Here is a 22447-nt window from a genome sequence, read left to right on the forward strand (position 1 = left end):
AGAACCATGAGGCAGTTTACAGCTTTGCAGATAGCACAGGCCCGACAACGTGTTACGCCGGAAATTATTCAGGCGCTCATTGCCAATAATAACGACGTTATTTATAACCCTGTTCTGGTGCCTGAAACAGGATGTGCCACCTGGAATCACTACTTTTTCTGCCCGCAGCATAGTGTGCGTTTGGTCTGGGATCGCCGTTCACCAAAACGGCATCATTGTCCCATTGATAATATGCCCTTTTCTGGTGAGCCTTATGATGGTGCATGGTGGCGCTGGCTGAACGGGCTTAATGCGAAAGCCTGTTATGAAGTGGCGGTACTCTGGTTATTAACGGGCGAGGAGAGCTACTTGAATAAAGTACGGGATATACTGTTAAGTTATGCCCGTTATTACCCTGATTATCAGGAACATGGTGGTATCCCGTACAACGGCCCAGGTAAAGCTAACGCACAGACATTATGCGAGGCCAACTGCCATATAGATTTTGCCAGAGGCTTTGACATTATACGTACAAAGCTAACCGCAGACGATGAGGCGTATATCGCTGAACGCCTTTTGCGTGTCGGTGCTGATTTTTTGATGAAACATCGCAGTAATCAAATCCATAATCATGAAGTTAAAATTAACTCAGCAATTGGTATTATTGGCGCTGTACTTGATGAAAAGAGCTATCTTGAATTTGCTGTCAACAGCAAATATGGGCTTCGCTATCAGCTTGAACATGCCTTAATGCCTGGTGGTTTATGGTTTGAAGGTTCGTTACATTATCATTTTTATGCTTTATCTGGTTTTATGGCATTTGAAAAAGTAGCAAGAGGTTCCGGTTATAGTCTACTGGAATTGCCACACTATCAAAAAATGCTGGATATACCCTTTGAACTTCTTCTGCCGGATCTTTCGCTTCCAAATATAAATGACTGTGTTAAAGGACAGGAAAGATTCAATCATACAGATATTTATGAATTTGCATGGTGGTACTATGGGAAATTAAGTTATGGAGAATTACTTTCCCGTATTTACAGGAATGATTCAAAAGACCATATTGATGCTTTATTTTATGGGAGAGAACTACCTGAAACACAGCTTATTCCACCATTGCAAAACTCTCATTCTCCAGAAAATGGCCTGACAATTATCAGAAATAAGTCAGGGAGAGCCATTTGCTTTAATTATACTCCCTACGGTGGAGAGCATGACCATTATTGTTGTTTAAGCCTGATCGTATTTGATAATGGTAAGGCTATTTTCCCGGATCTGGGTACTACTGGATATGGAGCGCCATTGCATTATGATTATTATAAAAATTCATTTTCACATAATACGGTTTGTATTAACGGGAGAAATCAACCTCCAGTAAATCCAGTTATCAAATATTATAAAGATGATAGTAGCTGCGTGCAAATTATCGCAGAAGCTGACTGGAAAAATCCCCCTGTATTGCCAGATAGTAAGATTCGCATTGAATGGGATAATGAAGCATATAAAGATGTTTTATTTCGTCGGAATATAATCTCTAAAGAGGATATTCTTATTGATATCATAACAATTGAAAACCCACATAATCAAACTGTAGAGACAACATATCTGATAGATGCAGATTTAGCTGATCCTACAGAATATGATAAATACAGTAATGTTTCAGATAATGATATTTTAATGGGTACGGGGGTTCGTTTGGTTGGTTCAACTAAAGTCACCTACCAGTCACTTAATAAACTGAATGTTTATTGTATGTCATTAGGGAATAGTGTTCTATTCCATAAAAAAGTACCAAATAATCCATCAACATCGAATCTGGAAAGCATAGTTTTGAGATCAACAGACTCAAAAATCACTCATATTGTTGTTACTGATTTTTCAGGCCGTGATGATGTCAAACTAAATATTCATGATGAATATTTAAATGTTCTGGTAAGTGATGTTAACGTTATTTCGGTTTCTATAGTATGATTATTGCTCAATATATATAGTGCCTTGAAATAAAATTAAAGAAGGGACTCCACTGGAGTCCCTTTTCTCAAAATAATTGTCTATTTTATTATATATAACATTATCACCAACATACAAAAAAACAAGGCGGTAATTACACTAAAAAAAAAGTGAATCATGTAGATTCTTGTGAGTTTCTTAGGAAGTGATCTTATAAATTCCACATCATTTACATTATCACTATATCTTGATTTTCTATTATACAATATAGGCCATAAAATGAAATCTAGTTTCATACTAAATCCTACCAAGAAAAATGGTGAAGATGTATAAAATAATTCTGTACCTAATGGTAACTTCCCAAATTTCTTTTTGTATAAATCACATATAGTATAGAAATTCTTATTGGCAATAAACATCAGAATGTATATTACTATGCCACAAAAAAACACTAAGCCTATTAAACTTAAAGTAATTGATGATTTAGTAATCATTTTTTCCTCTATGCCCCATAGTTAACAACAATCATTACTGTTAATGGCTATGTTTTACTTTGTTGCATTGTAAATTATCTCACCGGACGTTTCACCTACTTCTTCTCCAGCTTTACTTAGACCAAATGCCGCACCAGCTTGTACAATAATTCCACAAGCTATGCTTCCTATACCTCCCTCTGGGGCACTTAATATGCCCAATATCACTGCACATGTTGCAGATGCCGCAGGTTTGACGGCAAAATCAAGTGCAGCAGGAACGATTAAGCCTCCTGAAAATTTACCAATTTCAGTATAAGCCGTTTTTTCACAATCTCTACCAATTGTACAGGCATCATAAATAGAATTAGCACCATTCAATGCTGACAGACCAATACTAACTTTATTGAAAGTTTTCATTAACTTTGCCAGTTTTGCCGATTTTTCTATATAAGTTGCGTAACCTTCAATGTCGTTAACCCCTGTTTGATTCCATTTATGGACAATTGAAGATGAAGATAATCCCAACGCTTTTTTTATATCATCATATTGAGCAAGGCCAATACGTTCTCTAAATATTTTTAAAAATATCCCGTCCAGTTTTTTGAATAGATTTCTCCGTTCAACGAAAAATTGCTCACTGATTAACGTCCCACGAGTCAGATATTGATTTTTATATGCTTCCTGAATTTGCATTAGAGTATGCTCAATTTCTCCAAAATATTTTTCTGACATATCACTAAGGATACCACCATAATCAGAACCATATGAAGTGAACATATCTATTATATTTCTATTTTGATATAAGAATCTTGCTTCGTCCAAAGTTAATGGTTCCAGTGCGCTATCAATTTTATCTCTGGCATTTTCAATGTGTTTAATTTGTTCTGCATCTTTTTTTTCTGGATCAGCAATAACCAAAATTGAACCTGGTTTTTTCTTCATATCTGGATTTAAATTCTTATATAGTTCGCGAGTTCCTTCTGGTGGATTAATGAAAATATAAGGTTCATATGATGATGGTGTGGCCTCATAGGGCAGTACGCAAAAGCCCGCATCTACAGGTTCACGGGGCGATTTTTCTTCCTCTGTCGTAGAAGATGGCCCCCGAGGAAAGACAAGCGGTTTTGAGGTGTTCTGCGGCGCTATAGATAGTTCATTGTTGACGGCTGTTTGTCGTGAGCCAGCCCTGGCCAGTCCTGAATACCGACTCTCATTTTCATATCCATACGTCACATTTTGAATTGAATTAATAAATCTACACTTGCAGGAACATGTCCCTGTGCTGTGCGCAGTCCCGGCTGCCCGTATACCATCTATAAAATAATCCGGTTGCCCTCCCGCTATGCGATAAACCTGTTTATCTTTACCACATATATACTGATCACCCTCACATGCGGTTGGTTGTCCATCAATTATATGATCATGTCGACCAGATATAATTCTTCCGCCGCAAGTTGTTTTATCCCCAAGTATTAAAAAATATGCCACTCCCATATAAACCTCACTTTATTAAATTTAAGTTTTGGGATTGCAAAAACTTAAATTATTTTTCCATGTCGCTACATAAATACAATCTTCTATTTTATTAGATTCTTTTAGAAGCATAATCTTCCTGATAACAATACATTTCCTTAAATACACTTCATATCTAAAAGTCTGATTACAGATTATTTAGTATCATTTTTTTGTGCATCACTTCTCATAAATACAAAAGAACCCCGAATTTAAATGAATTAAATCCAGAATGAATATGTATTTCGGTCTATATATTCTCGTTGAAAATGAATTAAAGTAATTCCTTTTCCTTAATAATGAGATTAATCTTATTAATATCATCATTTGTTAGTAGAATCGTTAATGCTTTTCCTCACTTCAATGTAGTTTCTCGTTTCTCAATGATATAATCATATCGGCCATAGTGTTTCTTTCCGATACTTTTATTAGCATGTTGATTTACTATATCTTTTTCATTCTCCGTAAAATGAAGCATCCCAGATAATGATTTAAATGTTCGTCTTATATCTCGCATTGAGAAAATAGATTCCAGATGCTTTTGAGAAAAATTATTCACTGGTTCAGTCCAGAATGATGAATTTAAACCCATCGTGGGTTTTAAATGTACCGGGGATTTCATAACTGTTAAATCAATAGTAAATCATGCGGTTACAATTGATTTGCAATTAAATTATAGTCAATGATTTTGAACATTGTAGGCCCGGTAAGCGACTGCGCCACCGGGCATTCTGCCGGATGGCGGCTAACGCCTTATCCGGCCTACAAATATTATGCCCTAATGTCTGTCGCGTTTATCGGCGCGTTTCGCCAGCCAGTCGCCGAGCATCTGTACAACCTGCACCAGAATAATCAACGCGACCACGGTGACAATCATCACCTGGGTTTCGTAACGGTAATAACCGTAGCGAATCGCCAGGTCGCCGACCCCGCCGCCGCCGACAATCCCGGCCATCGCGGAATAGCCAATCAGACTCACCAGCGTGATGGTCAGCCCGCGTAGCAGACCAGCGCTGGCCTCTGGCAGCAGTACGGTGCAGATAATGCGCATCGGGCTGGCGCCGAACGCTTCTGCCGCTTCGATAATCCCTTTATCCACCTCACGCAGCGCGCTATCAACCAGACGCGCATAGAACGCTATCGCCGCAACAGAGAGAGGGACGGAGGCGGCAATCGGCCCGATGGTATTGCCGAGCAAAAATTGCGTAAGCGGCAGCAGCAGCACCAGCAAAATCACGAACGGCACCGAGCGAATAATGTTCACCAGAACCGAACTCACCAGATACACGAAGCGATTCTGCCAGAACAGATTCCGGTCGGTGACAAAGATAAGGAAGCCGAGCGGCAGCCCGCCGACAACCGCCAGCACCGTTGAAATGCTCAGCATTTGAAAGGTTTCATTGAACGCCAGCGTTAAATCCGGCAGTAAATCATCCACGAATCACCTCCACCTGCGCAGTACGTTGCCGAATATGCGCTACCGCGGCATCCACCGCTGACGGGTTGTGCGGCGCAGTCAGTTGCACCACTAAAATCCCCAGCGCGCGTTCGCCGATATATTCAATTTTGCCGTGCAGAATGTTCACCGCTACGCCGAACTTTACCGCCACATCAGACAACACCGGCTGCTCCGCCGAATCACCGATAAACAGAATTTTCAGTAACTGACCGGGCAGATGCTGGCGCAGACGTTCCGGTAGCGTCAGATTGAGAGTGTGCGACACCAGCTGCTGTGTGAAGGCGTGCTGCGGATGAGCGAAAACATCAAACACGTCGCCCGACTCCACCACTTTGCCGCCGGACATCACCGCCACGCGATCGCAGATGGACTTGATCACATTCATCTCATGGGTGATCAGCACGATCGTGATCCCCAGCTGTTCGTTAATCTGTTTGAGCAGCGCCAGAATGGTCGCTGACGTTTCCAGATCCAGCGCGGAAGTCGGTTCGTCGCAGAGCAGTACATCTGGATGATTGGCGATCGCGCGGGCAATCCCCACTCGCTGCTTTTGACCGCCGCTAAGCTGTACCGGAAAGCGGTTCGCCTTATCCGCCAGCCCGACCAGCGCCAGAATTTCGGCGACGCGCGGGGCGATCTTGCTGCGCTCCCATCCGGCGGATTTCAGGCTGAAAGCGACGTTTTGCGCCACCGTGCGGGTATGCATCAGATTAAAGTGCTGGAAAATCATCCCAATACGCTGGCGGGCTTTACGCAGACTCGCCCCTTCCAGCGCAGAGATCGCCACACCGTTCACTTTCACGCTTCCCTGACTCGGGCGCGTTAAGGCATTAAGGGTACGCAGCAGCGTACTTTTTCCCGCGCCGCTGGTGCCGACAATGCCAAAAATTTCGCCCGCCGCTATCCGCAGGCTGACGTCATCCACCGCGCGGGTCGATGCGCCACGGCCTGCCGTAAAATCCACGCAGACCTTTTCAATCTCAATCATGCTCACCTCAGAAATGCGAAAAGGGCAGTCGCCGCTGCCCCGTTAATTCCCTTGCGCAGCGATTATTTGTCTGCGGTCATCCATTCCGGTTTCTGGAAGGCGCTGTAAATATTCTTCGGATCGTCAATAACCGCACGGTAGGCCGGAGATTTCACCGCATCGACAATATCTTTCGCGAACGGCTTGTCGGCATCTTCACTGCGTACGGCAATGATATTTTTCAGGTTTTCATCCAGTTGCTCTTGTTTTAGCGCGCTGGAAAGATCCAGCCCCGCCGCAACGGCGAAATTACCGTTAACCAGCGCGCCGGTCACGCCATCCAGCGTGCGCGGCAGCTGCGCCGCTTCCAGCGGTTTAAACACCAGCCCTTTCGGGTTGCTGGCGATATCACGCTCGGAGGCTTTCGTCGGGTCGATATTGTCTTTAATGGTGATAAGACCGATTGATTGCAGGAAACGCAGACCGCGCGCCAGATTGGTCGGGTCATTCGACAGGGTAATAATGTCCCCTTTCTTCAGCTCGTCCAGGCTGTTGATTTTACGGGAATAGAACCCCATTCCGGCCGTCGGCACGACGATCAGCTTCGTCAGTTTCAGCCCTTTATCGGCAGTGAATTTTTCAAAATAGAGCGTATGCTGGAACAGGTTAGCGTCAATGCTGCCGTTGGATAACGCCATGTTTGGCTGAACATAGTCGCTAAATTCGCGCACCACGACCTTGTAGCCTTTCTCCTTCAGCGTTGGCGCGATGGCCTGTTTAACCATATCGCCATACGGACCCGGCGCGACGCCGAATACAATAGTCTGTGGATCGCTATTAGCATGAGCAAATTGCAGGCCGCAGGCCAGCAAAAGCGCCCCGGCGGCAACGCGTAAACTCTGACGCAGTCCCATAACTTCTCCCTTTTAAATGTTGTGATGCAGTGCGGTACGCCGTGCGATGCGGCGTTGTTCATTTGGGCCTGAATACAAGGCTATTTGTTAACATGACACAGTTCACAACCTGTTGTCCTTGAAATTATTTCATGATGTTGCAGAGTATGTCGTTGGAAGGGGATGGGCAGAAATGAAAAAGCCGGATAGCGGCATAAATGCCTTATCCGGCCTGGACGCTCTATTATTGCGCTGCACTCGTAGGCCCGATTAGCGCAAGCGCCATCGGGCATTCGGTTTGGCAGGCGTCAATGATTAGAAGTCGTAACGCAGACGAACCAGGTTCATATCGCCCAGATCGTCGGTGCTGGAGGTGAATACGTGTTCGTAATCCACGCGGAAACCATAATCCAGCTGGAAGCTAATACCGACGCCATTATCAATACGCTGGTAGTTACGGCCGTTCACATATTCAATACGGTCACCCATAAAGTACGGCTGAATAGATTTCACCGCATACTGGTTGATCGGGAATTTATAACCGGCAAAGTATTCAACACCCCATGCGTCGCCCGCAAAGTAGTCATGCGCGTCTACGCGTTTGGTGGTCATGAAGTTCTGATACCAGCCGCCGCCCAGCGCGAAGGTCCAGTTATCCGGCGTCCAGCTAAGCGCAGTACCAACGATATTTTGATCGTAGTCTTTACCGTCGCCGCCGTTACCTGGGCGCATTTCCGCACGCGTATAGTTCCACGCCGTACCCCAGGTCAGATCGTCCGTGATGTGGTAATCCGCACCCAGAGAACCGCCGCCTTTACGCTTGTAGCGCAGGCCGTTGTTCGGGTTGTAATCATCGCTGAACAGATAAGACGCGTAGAGATCGACGTCGCCAACTGTTTTCTTATACTTCAGGGATTTACGGGTACGGTAAGAACCGTCGTAGTCGCCGTTGATACCGTTGCCTGGCGCCTGACCAATCATGTCATAGTCCCAGATATCGGTTTTCACGCCAACCACATCATAATAAACGCTGTTCTGTTGACCGAAAGTCAGCGTACCCCAGGTATCGCTTTTCAGACCGGTGTACAGCATACGACGAGTGGTGTCGTTCGCGCCGTCTGCGTAGTGGTTATCCCAGTTGAACATCGCCGGGAAGTTAACGCCCAGCTCGTAGTAGCTGACCCAGCTAATGTCATCAAACAGATAGTAATCAGCCGCGAAACGGAAACGGGTGCCGCCATCGAAGCCATTACGTTTGTAACCATTTTTACCGTCGTCGCCAGCCATATTCTGGAACTGAGGACGAATACTGCCGCCAACGGTGAAGTTAAGACGGCTCAGCGGATTACCCGCCTGTGGATCTTGTTTCAGAACAGTGATTTCCGCCTGAGATGCGAAAGACGTTAATGCCACTGCCGCGCCGATCGATGCCGCCAGCGCTGTTTTTTTTATTGTCATTATATTTTCCTTGGTAGATTTACCCGTCATTATTCGCACTGCTGGCAAAATACCGGCAACGTAAAAAACAACGGGCATAGCCCGCTAACTATTTAGCAATTAAATATTAACTGGTATTAATCCTGTCGTGTTGGCGGGTTTTTAATGTTTTGTGCTACTAAAAATCGAGGGGTTAACAATTCGTGCCACATAGGGAGTACACACCAGTATAAACACCGGTGCGTAATCATCACGTATATAAATTATATTATTAAAACTACACACCGGTATAAAAACCGGTGTGTGATCATCACATCTATAAATTAATTATTAAATTGGCGAAATAACGCTTTGCCTTTTAACAGACGCGCGCCGAGCCATCCGCCGCATAATGAAAGTAATAATGCGCCGCAGACGGGCAAAATAATCCACACGCGCCAGTCCGGTTCCCACGGAAAATCGAACACCTGGCTTTGCAGCACCGCCAGCGCAGTTTCCGCGCCGATCGCCGCCACCAGCCCGGAGACCATACCCAGCATGGCAAATTCACACCAGAGCGTGGTGCGCAGCAGTTTTTTGCCCGCGCCTAAAGTGCGCCAGACCACCAGTTCCTGATGACGTTGACGCATTCCGACCTGAACCTGCGCCAGTAACAACAGCATGCCGCAGGCCGTGACCAGCACCACCATCACCTCCAGCGCCCGGCTGACTTGCTCCAGCACCTGACCGACCTGTTTCAGGATCGCGCCGATATCCAGCAGGCTGATGGTCGGGAACTCGCGATTAAGCTGCGTCAGCATGCCGTTGCCATTTTCCCAACGGAAGCTGGTAAGCCAGCTCTGCGGCTGCCCGTCCAGCGCGCCGGAGGGGAAGATAAAGAAGAAGTTAGGCCGCAGACTTTCCCAGTCTACTTTGCGCAGGCTGCTGACCGTCGCGCTAAAGTCCTGGGTATCGCCCATAAAGGTCACGCGATCGCCGAGTTGTATATTCAGCCGCTTCGCCAGCCCTTCCTCTATCGAGACCTCTCCCGCTTTTGGCGGCCAGCTTCCGGCGGTAATCGGGTTATGATCCGGGCGCGTATCCTGCCACGTCAGATTCAGCTCACGGTTAAGCGCTTCGTCCTGATTTCCTTCGGTCGGCAGACCATTAATCTCCGTCAGTCGCGCCCGCACGATCGGGAAGAATGCCTCCGGGATCACCTGATGCTCAGACAGGAAGGCTTTCAGCGGCACCACCTGTTCAGAAGCGATATTGATGAGGAAATAGTTCGGACTTTCCGGCGGCAGTTGTTGTTGCCAGCGATCCAGCAGATCGCCGCGCAGCACCAGCAGAAGCGCCAGCAGCATAAAGGAGAGCGAAAAAGCCGAGAGCTGGCTTAACGTGGACCACGGCTGGCGCAGCAGTCGGCTTACGGCCAGGCGCAGAGGCAGCGATGTCAAGGTCATACCGCGCAGCACGTTCAACAGCATCCAGCCCAGCACACCGCAAAGTAGCGCCAGCACCACCGCGCCGGCCAGCACCGCCCACAGCAACATGCTGCCGCCCATCAACCCCGCGAGCAGTGCGACGACGACAACCGTGACCACCGGAAGATACATCTTCAGCGGCCAGACACGCGCAACCACATCACGCCGCAGCACACGCAACGGCTGCGTCGCCAGCAGCAAATGATACGGACGCAGTCCAACCAGCAAAGAAATGATGATCATCGTTCCCAGCGCCCACAGCCACGGCCAGAGGCTGGCTGGCGGCAGAACGGCGGGTAACACCGGTTTAAGCAGCACCATTAGCACGTTCTCGAACAGTAACCCAATGGCGCCTCCCGTCACGGCGGAAAGAGCCAGCAGCATCCCCCACTGCCCGACGATCAGCTTGCGCAGTTGCGCCCTGCCCGCCCCCAGCGTTTTGAGGATCGCAATCAGATCGTAGCGGCTGCGGCAGTAGTGGCTCATCGCCACCGCCACCGCCGCGACTGCTAACAGCAACGTTAACAGCGCCGACAGCAGCAGGAACTGCTGCGAGCGTTCAAGCGATTTGCCCAACGCGCCTTCATCTTGTTCCAGCCCGTACCAGCGATGTTCAGGCTTAAGCTGCGGCAATAGCCACTTTTCATAGCCGTCCAGCTGCTGCGGCGTACCGCCAAACTTATAACGCCACGTCACGCGACTTCCCGGCTGTACTGCGCCCGTTTTTTCAACATCCGCAATGTGCATCATCAGGCGTGGCGCCATCTGGAAAGGGTTAAACCCGGAATCCGGCTCCTGCACCACCTCGCCAGCAATACGCAGCGTGGCGTCGCCGACGTCAATGCTGTCACCCGTTTTCAGGTTGAGGAGCGCCATCAGTCTTGGCGCCAGCAACACGGAACCCGGCTGCGGTTTTAACCCCGGCGGATTCGTTTGCAGCTCACCGTACATCGGATAAACGTCATCCACCGCTTTGACGCTGGCCAACTGCGGCGTATCGTCCGCGAAGGTCATGGTGGCGAAGGTCATCTGTTCGCCCACTTTCAGACCGCGTTTGCGCGCCTCATCGATCCACGCCAGCGGCACCTCGCGCGAACTGCGCAGCGCCCGGTCTCCGGCCATAAAATCACGGCTTTGCTGACTTAAACCCTTTTCCATGCGATCGCTGATATTGCCCAGCGCCAGCACGCAGGCCACCGCCAGACTCAGCGCCAGCCAGACAATCAGTAAGGAAGGTGAGCGCCATTCGCGCCAGAACCAGCGTGCAATCATGCCTCCTCCTGCAACTGCCCATCCACCAGGCGTAATCGCCGGTCGCAACGCGCCGCCAGCTGCGGGTCGTGCGTCACCAGAATCAGGGTGGTGCCATGTTCGCGATTAAGTGAAAACAGCAGGTCGGCGATTTTATCCCCGGTCTGCCGGTCAAGGTTTCCCGTCGGTTCATCGGCAAACAGCACGTCTGGCCGCCCGTTGAACGCTCTCGCCAGCGCCACACGCTGCTGCTCGCCGCCGGAAAGCTGGGCCGGAAGATGATCAAGACGTTTCCCCAGACCTAACTGTTCCAGCAACGCTTTCGCGCCATCGCGGCTTTTCCCGCTGTTCTCTCCCCGCAGCAAGGCGGGCAGTTCAACGTTTTCCAGGGCATTCAGCGTAGGAATCAACATAAAAGACTGGAAAACAAAGCCGACATGCTGCGCGCGCAGCTGCGCCCGCGCCTCTTCATCCATCGTGTGCAGAGACTGCCTGACCAGATTCACCTCGCCGCTGCTGCCATCATCCAGCCCGGCCAGAATCGCCAGCAGCGTCGATTTACCCGATCCCGACTCGCCGATCAGCGCAATGGTCTCGGCGCGTTTGACAACCAGTTCAACTCCGGTAAGGATGGAAAGCTCATGCTCACCCTGACCGACGGACTTCTTAAGACGATGAACTTCAACAATGTTTTCCGCTGGCATTTGCCCTTCCTGTTTCTGGTCCTGTTAACGTTCCGCGCCGCCGCAGCGGACACGTTATTAATTCTGGGTGACAGCCTGAGCGCCGGATACCGCATGTCCGCCAGCGCGGCCTGGCCTGCGCTGCTTAACGACAAATGGCAGGACAAAACGCCGGTCATCAATGCCAGCATTAGCGGCGACACCTCGCAGCAAGGCCTGGCGCGTCTGCCTGCGCTGCTGAAGCAGCATCAGCCCCGCTGGGTTCTGGTCGAGCTTGGCGGCAATGACGGCCTGCGCGGTTTTCAACCTCAGCAAACCGAGCAAACCCTGCGTAAAATTCTGCTGGATGTGAAGGCCGCAAACGCCGAGCCGTTGCTCATGCAAATTCGTCTGCCCGCAAACTATGGTCGCCGTTATAATGAAACCTTTAGCGCCATCTACCCACGGCTTGCTAAAGAGTTTGATATTCCGCTTCTGCCCTTTTTTATGGAAGAGGTTTATCTGAAACCACAATGGATGCAGGACGACGGTATTCATCCTAATCGCGACGCCCAGCCGTTTATTGCCGACTGGATGGCGCAACAACTGACCCCATTAGTTAACCACGACTCGTAAATCAACGGAGATCCTGACAGGTAAAGTTATGCAAAAATCGGTCTTAATTACAGGATGTTCCAGCGGAATCGGTCTGGAAAGCGCTCTTGAACTGAAACGTCAGGGTTTTCAAATTCTGGCAGGTTGCCGTAAACCCGATGACGTCACGCGGATGAACAGCATGGGATTCACCGGCGTGCTGATCGACCTCGACTCGCCGGAAAGCGTGGATCGCGCCGCAGACGACGTGATCGCCCTGACCGATAATCGTTTATATGGGATCTTTAACAATGCCGGATACGGCGTGTATGGCCCGCTTACCACTATCAGCCGCGCGCAGATGGAGCAGCAGTTTTCCGCCAATTTCTTTGGCGCGCACCAGCTCACTATGCGCCTGCTCCCTGCTATGCTGCCGTACGGCGAAGGGCGCATTGTGATGACCTCATCCGTGATGGGGCTGATCTCCACGCCAGGGCGCGGCGCCTATGCCGCCAGCAAATATGCGCTGGAAGCCTGGTCTGATGCGCTACGCATGGAGCTGCGCCACACGGGTATTAAGGTCAGCCTGATCGAACCCGGCCCGATTCGTACCCGGTTTACCGATAACGTCAACCAGACCCAGAGCGACAAACCGGTAGAAAATCCGGGGATTGCCGCGCGTTTTACGCTCGGGCCAGAAGCCGTTGTCGCTAAAGTCCGCCATGCTTTTGAGAGCGACAAACCGAAATTACGCTACCCGGTTACGATGGTGACGTGGGCGATCACGCTGCTGAAGCGCGTGCTGCCGGGACGCGCGATGGACAAAATTTTGCAGGGTTGAGTTGAAGCGTGCGCGTCAGCCCCCATGTAAAAGAGAACCAGACATAAAGAGAGTGACTCCATGTCCGTACAAAATATTGTCAATATTAACGAATCTAACCTGCAACAGACCCTCGAACAGTCGATGACCACCCCGGTTCTGTTCTATTTTTGGTCTGAACGCAGCCAGCATTGTCTGCAACTGACGCCAGTGCTGGAAAGCCTTGCCGCACAGTACAACGGCCAGTTTATCCTCGCGAAACTCGACTGCGACGCCGAGCAGATGATCGCCTCCCAGTTTGGCTTGCGCGCTATTCCTACCGTGTATCTGTTCCAGAACGGTCAGCCGGTCGACGGCTTCCAGGGGCCGCAGCCGGAAGAAGCGATTCGCGCGCTGCTCGACAAAGTGCTGCCGCGTGAAGAAGAGCTGAAAGCGCAGCAGGCGATGCAACTGATGCAGGAGGGCAACTACATTGAAGCGCTGCCGCTGCTGAAAGACGCCTGGCAGCTCTCTCATCAGAACGGCGAGATCGGCCTGCTGCTGGCGGAAACCCAGATTGCCCTCAACCGTACGGAAGACGCCGAAGCCGTGCTGAAAACCATTCCGTTACAGGATCAGGACACCCGCTATCAGGGTCTGGTCGCGCAGATTGATTTACTGAAACAGGCGGCCGACACCCCGGAAATCCAGCAACTGCAACAGCAGGTTGCGGACAATCCAGAAGATGCGGCGCTGGCGGCGCAACTGGCGCTGCAACTGCATCAGGTCGGGCGTAACGAAGAGGCGCTGGAGTTATTGTTCAGCCATTTGAAGAAAGATCTCGCCGCCGCAGACGGTCAGGCACGAAAAACGTTCCAGGAAATCCTCGCCGCGTTAGGCACCGGCGATGCGCTGGCGTCGAAATTCCGCCGCCAGCTGTACGCGCTGTTGTACTAATCCGCTGCATTTTGCCCGATGGCGCTACGCTTATCGGGCCTACAAACGCTAAAAATACCGATCCCCCTGGCATCACATCTTCTTTAAATGCGTAACCACCAGTTGGTGGCGCGAATTATAGAATTTCCGGTAGGTTAAATAGCAGGCGATAATGGTCGACAGGCTTGCTGTGGATAGCAGCATAAAAGTCACCATTATCTGATACTTAATCGCTTTTACCGGATCGATACCGGCAAAAATCAACCCGGACATCATCCCCGGTAAGCTCACCAGCCCAACCGTTTTTGCCGAATCAATGGTCGGGATCAGCGACGCGCGAATACTGTCGCGAATAAGCCCCGCAGACGCCGTTTTCGGCGTTGCGCCCAGACTGAGCTTCTCCTGAATTTGCTGCTGCTCGCTGCTGAATCGCTGGCCCAGATTGTTGTAGCACAGCCCTACCGCCACCATCGCGTTACCCGCAATCATGCCGGAAATCGGGATCACCTGCATCGGCGTAAACTCGATAGATCCTGACAATACCAGTACCGCCAGCGTCAGCCCCGCTCCGGTCGTAATCGCAATAAACGACGAGGTAAACGCTTTATCAATATATTTACTGCGTTTTTGCGCGTTATACGCCGCGTTAAAACAGATAAACAGCACCATCAATAATGTCAGGATGGCGTGATTGACGCCAAAAATGTATTTCAGAACATAGCCGACGATAACAAGCTGGATTACCGCCCGGGCAACGCTCCAGAGAATATCTTTTTCCAGCGCCAGTTTCTCTTTGTGGCTAATCAGAATAGCCACAACCACCAGCATCATCGATAACGCCAGCGACTCATTCGTTATATTATGCTCGTTCATAGGTAGCTTCCTGCATTTCTCCGGCATGAGGCTGAAGCGTAATCACATTATCCGCATGATTAATTTCATCTTTATCGTGCGTTACCCACAGCACGGCAATATTTTTATCGCGAACATAGCGATGAATAATGTCATTCACATTCTCTTTATTGCGCTCATCCAGCGCACTGGTGATCTCATCCAGCAGCAGAACCTGCGGCAGAAACTGCAAATTACGGATCAATGAGATACGTTGTTTTTCCCCGCCGGAAAGCGCCGTAATGTTTTTCTGTAAAATGGTTTCCGGTAGCTCAAACTGCGCCAGATCGGCGAGAAAAGCCTTCGGTTCCGGCGTTTTGTTGCGGATCTGCCAGGGGAAAATCAGGTTGTCATACACCGTATCGCCAAACAGCACTGGCGTCTGGGCACAATAAGAGACCTGCTGGCGGTAAGTTTCGGGCTTAAGCGTGGCAATCTCTTCGCCTTCGAACAGGATATCCCCCGTATCCGGGCTGATTAATGACGCCACAATCTTTAGCAATGTGCTTTTACCGCACCCGGATGGGCCGGTAATCAGTTTAAATTCCCCGGCATTCAGCATGAAACTGATGTTATTGAGAATTTTCGTGGCGCCAGCCTGGTATCCCACCTTTCTTAGCTGGAGCAAAGGGCTGCTCTCTTTCATCTCACATCCATTTTTCACATCTTTAAAGTAAACAGTGTATCCCTGTAATTTATAAGAGGGGAACTCACTTTGATTAATCGGGTATAATTTGATTAAACAGACCGCAAAGACCGTTTTTTTACATGGACAGCACGACAGGAGGTTTATCAATGCTTATTTTTATCCCTATTCTCATTTTCGTGGCGTTGGTGATAGTCGGCGCAGGCGTCAAAATTGTCCCACAGGGATACCAGTGGACCGTGGAGCGTTTTGGCCGTTACACCAAAACCCTGCAACCAGGCCTGAGCCTGGTGGTGCCGTTTATGGACAGAATTGGTCGCAAGATCAATATGATGGAACAGGTACTCGATATCCCGTCGCAGGAGGTTATCTCAAAAGATAACGCCAACGTCACCATTGACGCAGTGTGCTTTATTCAGGTTATCGACGCTCCGCGCGCGGCCTATGAAGTCAGCAATCTTGAGCTGGCCATTATCAACCTCACCATGACCAACATCCGTACCGTACTGGGGTCAATGGAGCTGGATGAAATGCTTTCCCAGCGCGACAGCATCAACACGCGCCTGCTGCACATTGTCGATGAGGCCACCAATCCCTGGGGCGTCAAGGTTACGCGTATCGAGATCCGCGATGTTCGTCCACCGGCGGAATTGATTTCATCCATGAACGCCCAGATGAAAGCGGAACGTACCAAACGCGCCTACATTCTGGAGGCGGAAGGGGTGCGCCAGGCTGAAATTCTGAAAGCTGAGGGTGAAAAACAGTCGCAGATCCTGAAAGCGGAAGGCGAACGCCAGTCTGCCTTCTTACAGGCTGAAGCGCGTGAACGTTCCGCCGAAGCGGAAGCCCGCGCCACCCAGATGGTCTCTGAAGCGATCGCCGCCGGGGATATTCAGGCGGTGAACTACTTCGTGGCGCAGAAATACACCGAAGCGTTGCAGCAGATTGGTTCGTCGGGCAACAGTAAGGTTGTCATGATGCCGCTGGACGCCAGCAGTCTGATGGGCTCCATTGCCGGGATCACCGAACTTATCAAGGACAGCACCAGCGAACGGAACAAATCATGATAGCGATGATTCTGGTTCACCCGCATATTTTCTGGCTGAGTCTTGGTGGGCTACTGCTGGCCGCCGAGATGCTGGGAGGGAACGGCTACCTGCTGTGGAGCGGTGTCGCCGCCGTGATTACTGGCCTGGTGGTCTGGCTGGTGCCGCTCGGCTGGGAGTGGCAAGGCGTTATGTTCGCCGTATTGACGCTGCTGGCGGCCTGGCTGTGGTGGAAGTGGCTGGCACGGCGCGTGCGTGAGCAAAAACCGGCTGACAGTCACCTTAATCAACGCGGGAAACAACTGGTAGGCCACCGCTTTATTCTGGAAACCGCGCTGGTCAACGGACGCGGCCACATGCGCGTCGGCGACAGCTCCTGGCCCGTCAGCGCCGACGCGGATCTGAGCGCCGGAACGCAGGTGGAGGTGATTGCCATCGAAGGGATAACGTTGCGCATTAAGGCCGTGTGATCAACGGCGGGCTTTACCTTTGTGATGACAGCAGCCGGAAAGATTATCAATGATCGGGCAATCGGCGCTGTCATCACCCGGGCATGACTCCGCCAGGGTCAGTAATTGCGTGCGCATAGCCTGCAATTCGCTGATGTGGCGTTCAATCTCAGCGACCTTTTCCAGCGTACGTTTTTTCACATCTGCGCTATGGCGCCCCGGATCGTTAAACAAATTCACCAGTTCACCGCACTCTTCCAGGTTAAAACCGACCTGACGCGCCTGACGCAACAGCGTTAACTCGTTTAAATGCTGCTGGCTGTAAGTGCGGTATCCGTTTTCACTGCGCAGCGGCGGCGTCACCAGCCCTTTCTCTTCATAAAATCGAATAGCCTTGCTGGTTAAGCCTGTTTTTTTCGCAACATCGCTAATATTCACATCTCCCCCCGCAGAGCATGTTGATGCCGAAGCTCATTATAACCCACATCGCCCCCATGCTATCACGGGGTGGAATGCCCCTGGCGCCTGTGCAATAAATCCTTAGCAATCCTACTGTTATGTGCGATCTCGCTCACACTTATGGTTGTCTTGCTTGCAACATATTGATACAGATCAAAGGTGCATTAATTATACACCTTTCAACCTTGAACTTGTGGATACATCTTCTATATAAACGCGAATGATAATGATGATCATTTACATACTCATAAAGGTTCTCACATGTTGCCACGGATTAGCCAACGGCCATTTATTCTTTCGGCCCTGACATTATGCGTTTCAGGTGCTGTTTCAGCAGCCACGACAACTACAGCACAACATCATAAAGTATCGGATGACGACACGTTAATCGTCACCGCTAACCGCTCAGAAAGTAGCCTTTGGGAAAGCCCGGCCACGATTCAGGTTATCGACCGCCAGGCCATACAGAATTCCACCAGCGTGTCGATTGCGGACGACCTACAGGACATCCCCGGCGTTGAGGTTACTGATAACTCTCTGGCAGGACGCAAACAGATCCGCATTCGCGGCGAAGCCTCTTCACGCGTATTAATTTTGATTGACGGCCAGGTCGTCAGCTATCAGCGCGCCGGGCAAAACTACGGCGCCGGCTTGCTCATTGATGAATCGTCGCTTGAGCGTATTGAAATCGTTAAAGGCCCCTACTCGGTGCTCTATGGCTCGCAGGCCATTGGCGGCGTGGTGAACTTTATTACGAAAAAAGGCGGCGATAAGCCGCTCGGCGGAAGCGTCAAAGCCGTTTACAACTCCGCGACCGCAGGCTGGGAGGAGTCGGCCGCCGCCTGGGGTAGCATCGGCAACTTCGACTACCGCATTAACGGCAGTTATTCCGATCAGGGCAACCGCGACACGCCTGACGGCAGATTGCCCAACACCAATTTCCGCAACAACAGCCAGGGCGTCTGGCTTGGCTACAATCTCGATCGCCATAAATTTGGACTATCACTCGATCGCTACAAAACGTCTACCCAAACCTGGATTAGCGATGCGGATAACCAGTATGACGAATTCAGCGTCCGAATTCCGAAACTGGAACGCGAAAAGGTCGGCGTTTTCTATGACTATGATGCCGATGGCGATTACCTGAAAAAAATCCACCTCGACGCTTACAGCCAGACCATTGAGCGTAAATTTGAGAATCGGGTAAAAACCACCCAGGTCATCCCAAGCCCGATGATTCAGGCGCTGACAGTCAGCAATCAGACCAACACCAATGATAAACAGTACACGCAGGGTGTGACGTTACAGAGCAACTTCTCACTGCCAGCGAACAACGAACTGGTTATCGGGACGCAGTATCAGCACGACAAAGTGAAGCAGGACACCAATAGCAGCACGCGTCAGACAGCGGCAACCGGCGTCTTCGATATCCAGACCAATACCCTGTCACATATTGAGGCTGAACAAGGTAACGCCTCAATATTTGCGCAAAACGACTGGCGTTTTGCCGATGACTGGACCTGGACCGTCGGCGCACGTCAGTACTGGCTCTCTTCTAAACTGAACCGTAGCGACAGTCTGAGCGGCACAACCTGGCAGTCATCCGGTGGAAAGTCAGCGCATGACGATGAGTTAGTCACCTCAACCAGCCTGCGTTACTCCGGTTTTGATAATCTTGAGCTACGCGCAGCCTATGCTCAGGGATATGTCTTCCCGACGCTGGTTCAGTTGTTTATGCAAACGTCTGCGGGCGGCAGAATCACCTATGGCAATCCTGACCTGAAGGCTGAGCACTCCAATAACTATGAACTGGGTGCGCGTTACAAAGGCAATATGTGGCTGATTGACGGGGCGATTTACTACTCCGAAGCCAAAGACTATATCGCCAGTCTCGCCTGTTCAGGGCAAGCAATTTGTAATGGCAGCAGCACCTCATCCTACTACTACGACAATATCGACCGCGCCAAAACCTGGGGGATGGAGCTGACGGCGGAATACAACGCCTGGGCCGTATCGCCTTATCTGAGCGGCAACCTGATTCGTCGTCAGTATGAAGGCGACGTGCAGAAAACCTGGGATACCGGCGAACCGATGCTGACAGGCCGCGCAGGTCTGAAACACACGCTGCTGCTCAATGCCGCGAATATCACTTCCGATCTCTTCATCCGTGCGGCATCCAGCGCCAAAGACAACACGGGAGAGACTGAAATTCGCTACCCGGGCTGGGCGACGCTTAACCTCGCCTTTAATACTGAGTTTGGTCCGCAGGATCAGTATCAGGTCAATCTGGCGCTGAACAACCTGACCGATAAACGTTACCAGACCGCTCATGAATCCATTCCAGCGGCGGGCTTTAACGCGGCGATTGGTTTTGCGTGGAATTTCTGACGATGAAGAGACTTGTCATTGGCTTACTGGCGCTGGTTAGCGCCTTCAGCGTGCAGGCGGCCGAACGACTGGTGGTGGCGGGCGGTTCTCTCAGCGAGCTTATTTTTGCAATGGGCATCGGCGATCGCGTTGTCGGGGTGGATGAAACCACCTCTTATCCCCCCGAAACCGCTGCACTGCCGCATATTGGCTACTGGAAGCAACTGAACAGTGAAGGCATTTTATCGCTGCGCCCGGACAGCTTTATTACCTGGCAGGACGCGGGCCCGCATATTGTGCTGGAGCAGTTGCGCACCCAAAAAGTCAACGTTGTCACCCTGCCGCGCGTTCCGGCCACCGTTGACCAGATGTATGCCAATATTCATGCCCTGGCGAACACGCTCCAGGTTCCTGAGCAGGGCGACGCGCTGGTTAACCACATTCGCCAGCGGCTGGATCGTGTGCAGGACAGCGTGAAGGCGAAAGGCGCGCCGGTTAAGGCGATGTTTATTCTTTCTGCGGGGGGCAGCGCCCCCCAGATCGCCGGTAAGGGCAGCGTCGCTGACGCGATTCTGACCCTCGCAGGCGCGCAGAATGTCGCCCAGCATGCGCAATATAAAAGTTACAGCGCGGAATCGCTGATTGCGGCAAACCCGCAGGTGATTGTTGTGACATCACAGATGGTCGAGGGCGATATCAATCGCCTGCGCGCCATTGCCGGTATCACCCATACCTCCGCCTGGAAAAATCAGCGGATCGTCGCCATTGATCAGGCGTTGATTCTGGGGATGGGTCCCCGCGTCGCTGACGCCGTTGAAACTCTGCACCAGCAACTCTGGCCTCATTAAATGGATTTGGCATTACAATTATGAATACTCAACACACGCTGGATCTCACTCCACATTTCGCGCTGGAGGGGAACCAGCCCTTTAAGGATCGTCGGGCCACGATGCCGTGGCGTGGTGCGATTCCTGTTGCAAAAGAGCAATTGTCGCAAACCTGGCAGAACGTCATCAGCCAGACCGTTCCACCGCGCAAAAGACTGGTGTATTTACATATCCCTTTTTGCGCAACCCACTGTACTTTCTGCGGTTTTTATCAGAACCGCTTTGAAGAGGATCATTGCGCACGCTATACCGACGCCCTGCTACGTGAAATAGAGATGGAAGCCGACAGCACGCTGCACCAGTCAGCGCCCATTCATGCGGTGTATTTCGGCGGCGGAACGCCATCTGCGCTGTCGGCCAGGGATCTGGCCAGGATCATCACCACGCTGCGTGAAAAACTGCCGCTGGCGCCGGATTGCGAAATCACTATCGAAGGTCGGGTGCTCAACTTTGATGATGCCCGCGTTGATGCCTGTCTTGATGCGGGCGCCAATCGGTTTTCTATCGGTATTCAGTCTTTCAACAGCAAGATCCGCAAGAAAATGGCGCGCACCTCGGACGGCCCAACCGCCATCGCCTTTATGAACGGCCTGGTGCGGCGGGATCGCGCCGCCGTGGTGTGCGATCTGCTGTTCGGTCTGCCCGGTCAGGATGCCGCCCTGTGGGGTGAAGATCTGGCGATAGCTCGCGATATCGGGCTGGATGGGATCGATCTGTATGCGCTGAATTTGCTTCCCAATACGCCGCTCGGTAAAGCGGTTGAAAGTGGCCGGACGACCGTTCCTTCCCCCTCAGCACGTCGCGACCTCTACCTTCAGGGCTGCGATTTTATGGAGAGCGCGGGCTGGCGCTGCATCAGCAACAGCCACTGGGCGCGTACCACCCGAGAACGCAACCTGTACAATCTGCTGATCAAGCAAGGCGCTGACTGCCTCGCCTTCGGCTCCGGCGCAGGCGGTTCGGTCAACGGCTACTCCTGGATGGTGGAGAGAAACCTTTCCACCTGGCATGAAACTATCGCCGCCGGGAAAAAGCCGTTAATGATGATGATGCGTACCGCCGAACGCGGCTTTCAGTGGCGCCATACGTTACAGGCGGGGATTGAAACGGCGCGCGTACCGCTTGATGAGCTGACGCCTCACGCGGAGCAACTGATTCCATTACTGACCCAATGGCACAACGCGGGGCTGACCCGCGATGCGTCAACCTGCCTGCGTCTGACCAACGAAGGACGCTTCTGGGCAAGCAATATTTTGCAGTCTCTTGACGAGCTGATTCAGGAACTTAACGCACCGCGCATCGCGGTAGATAAACCATAAAA

At 51.0% G+C, this 22447-nt stretch carries 19 protein-coding genes; 9 read left to right on the top strand and 10 right to left on the bottom strand.

Annotated elements, in window-relative coordinates:
• Positions 1-6: 6 nt before the first annotated feature.
• On the top strand, positions 7-1950 hold the full coding sequence (locus OGW17_RS15565; protein ID WP_071259849.1) for a heparinase II/III domain-containing protein: 1944 nt from the start codon (positions 7-9) through the stop codon (positions 1948-1950).
• A 527-nt stretch (positions 1951-2477) separates the two neighbouring features.
• Here the strand turns inward: OGW17_RS15565 and OGW17_RS15570 are convergent.
• The 7 genes from OGW17_RS15570 to ybbA all read right to left on the bottom strand — a co-directional run bounded on the left by OGW17_RS15570 (position 2478) and on the right by ybbA (position 12094).
• On the bottom strand, positions 2478-3899 hold the full coding sequence (locus OGW17_RS15570) for a PAAR domain-containing protein (protein WP_071259854.1): 1422 nt from the start codon (positions 3897-3899) through the stop codon (positions 2478-2480).
• Between the two features lie 796 nt (positions 3900-4695).
• On the bottom strand, positions 4696-5355 hold the full coding sequence (locus tag OGW17_RS15575; protein WP_012133464.1) for a methionine ABC transporter permease: 660 nt from the start codon (positions 5353-5355) through the stop codon (positions 4696-4698).
• The gene (gene sfbB, locus OGW17_RS15580) at positions 5348-6364 is read right to left on the bottom strand and encodes a virulence-associated ABC transporter ATP-binding protein SfbB (protein ID WP_071259857.1); all 1017 of its coding nucleotides are present in this window, start codon (positions 6362-6364) and stop codon (positions 5348-5350) included. The genes OGW17_RS15575 and sfbB overlap by 8 nt, the downstream gene beginning before the upstream one ends.
• Before the next feature lie 62 nt (positions 6365-6426).
• Positions 6427-7257, bottom strand: a complete 831-nt coding sequence (locus tag OGW17_RS15585; RefSeq protein WP_012133466.1) for a MetQ/NlpA family ABC transporter substrate-binding protein — start codon at positions 7255-7257, stop codon at positions 6427-6429.
• A gap of 294 nt (positions 7258-7551) precedes the next feature.
• Entirely contained in the window at positions 7552-8694 is a 1143-nt protein-coding gene (locus OGW17_RS15590) for a porin (RefSeq protein ID WP_071259860.1), read from the bottom strand.
• Between the two features lie 302 nt (positions 8695-8996).
• A complete protein-coding gene (gene ybbP, locus OGW17_RS15595; protein WP_114647506.1) occupies positions 8997-11411 on the bottom strand; it encodes a putative ABC transporter permease subunit YbbP in 2415 nt (804 codons plus the stop codon).
• Positions 11408-12094 carry a putative ABC transporter ATP-binding protein YbbA gene (gene ybbA / locus OGW17_RS15600; RefSeq protein ID WP_071259864.1) on the bottom strand — a complete coding sequence of 229 codons (687 nt, stop codon included), beginning with the start codon at positions 12092-12094 and terminating at the stop codon, positions 11408-11410. The genes ybbP and ybbA overlap by 4 nt, the downstream gene beginning before the upstream one ends.
• Here ybbA and tesA point away from each other — a divergent pair.
• The 3 genes from tesA to OGW17_RS15615 are packed head-to-tail and all read left to right on the top strand — an operon-like array spanning position 12065 to position 14402.
• Complete coding sequence (gene tesA / locus OGW17_RS15605) at positions 12065-12688, top strand: multifunctional acyl-CoA thioesterase I/protease I/lysophospholipase L1 (protein WP_024130579.1); 624 nt, start codon at positions 12065-12067, stop codon at positions 12686-12688. The genes ybbA and tesA overlap by 30 nt on opposite strands.
• Positions 12689-12716: 28 nt before the next feature.
• Positions 12717-13487 (top strand): SDR family oxidoreductase, encoded by a 771-nt coding sequence (locus OGW17_RS15610; RefSeq protein ID WP_071259866.1) that lies wholly within the window; start codon positions 12717-12719, stop codon positions 13485-13487.
• Positions 13488-13547: 60 nt separating this feature from the next.
• Positions 13548-14402 (top strand): co-chaperone YbbN, encoded by an 855-nt coding sequence (locus OGW17_RS15615; protein ID WP_058668720.1) that lies wholly within the window; start codon positions 13548-13550, stop codon positions 14400-14402.
• Between the two features lie 72 nt (positions 14403-14474).
• Here the strand turns inward: OGW17_RS15615 and fetB are convergent, their stop codons facing one another.
• Together fetB and fetA are read right to left on the bottom strand one after the other, a co-directional pair.
• On the bottom strand, positions 14475-15254 hold the full coding sequence (gene fetB, locus OGW17_RS15620) for an iron efflux ABC transporter permease subunit FetB (RefSeq protein WP_047458353.1): 780 nt from the start codon (positions 15252-15254) through the stop codon (positions 14475-14477).
• Positions 15241-15918 carry an iron efflux ABC transporter ATP-binding subunit FetA gene (gene fetA / locus OGW17_RS15625; RefSeq protein WP_047458355.1) on the bottom strand — a complete coding sequence of 226 codons (678 nt, stop codon included), beginning with the start codon at positions 15916-15918 and terminating at the stop codon, positions 15241-15243. Before fetA ends, fetB begins: the two co-directional genes overlap by 14 nt.
• Before the next feature lie 149 nt (positions 15919-16067).
• Here fetA and OGW17_RS15630 point away from each other — a divergent pair, with 149 nt between their 5' ends.
• Both OGW17_RS15630 and OGW17_RS15635 read left to right on the top strand, forming a co-directional pair.
• Positions 16068-16985: an SPFH domain-containing protein gene (locus tag OGW17_RS15630; protein ID WP_012133477.1), complete on the top strand. Its 918-nt coding sequence runs from the start codon at positions 16068-16070 to the stop codon at positions 16983-16985.
• Positions 16982-17434, top strand: coding sequence for an NfeD family protein (locus tag OGW17_RS15635; RefSeq protein ID WP_047458358.1), 453 nt, complete (start codon positions 16982-16984; stop codon positions 17432-17434). The genes OGW17_RS15630 and OGW17_RS15635 overlap by 4 nt, the downstream gene beginning before the upstream one ends.
• On the opposite strand, the gene cueR is transcribed toward OGW17_RS15635, so the two are convergent.
• Positions 17435-17851 (bottom strand): Cu(I)-responsive transcriptional regulator, encoded by a 417-nt coding sequence (cueR, locus tag OGW17_RS15640; protein ID WP_012133479.1) that lies wholly within the window; start codon positions 17849-17851, stop codon positions 17435-17437.
• A 282-nt stretch (positions 17852-18133) separates the two neighbouring features.
• On the opposite strand from cueR, the gene OGW17_RS15645 reads away from it, so the two are divergent.
• From OGW17_RS15645 to hutW, 3 genes are read left to right on the top strand one after another with little or no spacing between them, the layout of a single operon-like run.
• Positions 18134-20260: a TonB-dependent receptor gene (locus OGW17_RS15645; protein WP_012133480.1), complete on the top strand. Its 2127-nt coding sequence runs from the start codon at positions 18134-18136 to the stop codon at positions 20258-20260.
• Between the two features lie 2 nt (positions 20261-20262).
• Positions 20263-21087 (top strand): heme/hemin ABC transporter substrate-binding protein, encoded by an 825-nt coding sequence (locus tag OGW17_RS15650; RefSeq protein ID WP_049010046.1) that lies wholly within the window; start codon positions 20263-20265, stop codon positions 21085-21087.
• A 20-nt stretch (positions 21088-21107) separates the two neighbouring features.
• On the top strand, positions 21108-22445 hold the full coding sequence (gene hutW / locus OGW17_RS15655) for a heme anaerobic degradation radical SAM methyltransferase ChuW/HutW (protein WP_049010050.1): 1338 nt from the start codon (positions 21108-21110) through the stop codon (positions 22443-22445).
• Positions 22446-22447 lie beyond the last annotated feature (2 nt).

Origin of the sequence: Citrobacter sp. CK181 (assembly GCF_030333595.1) — a bacterium.
In the GTDB taxonomy this organism is placed as follows: domain Bacteria; phylum Pseudomonadota; class Gammaproteobacteria; order Enterobacterales; family Enterobacteriaceae; genus Citrobacter_B; species Citrobacter_B koseri.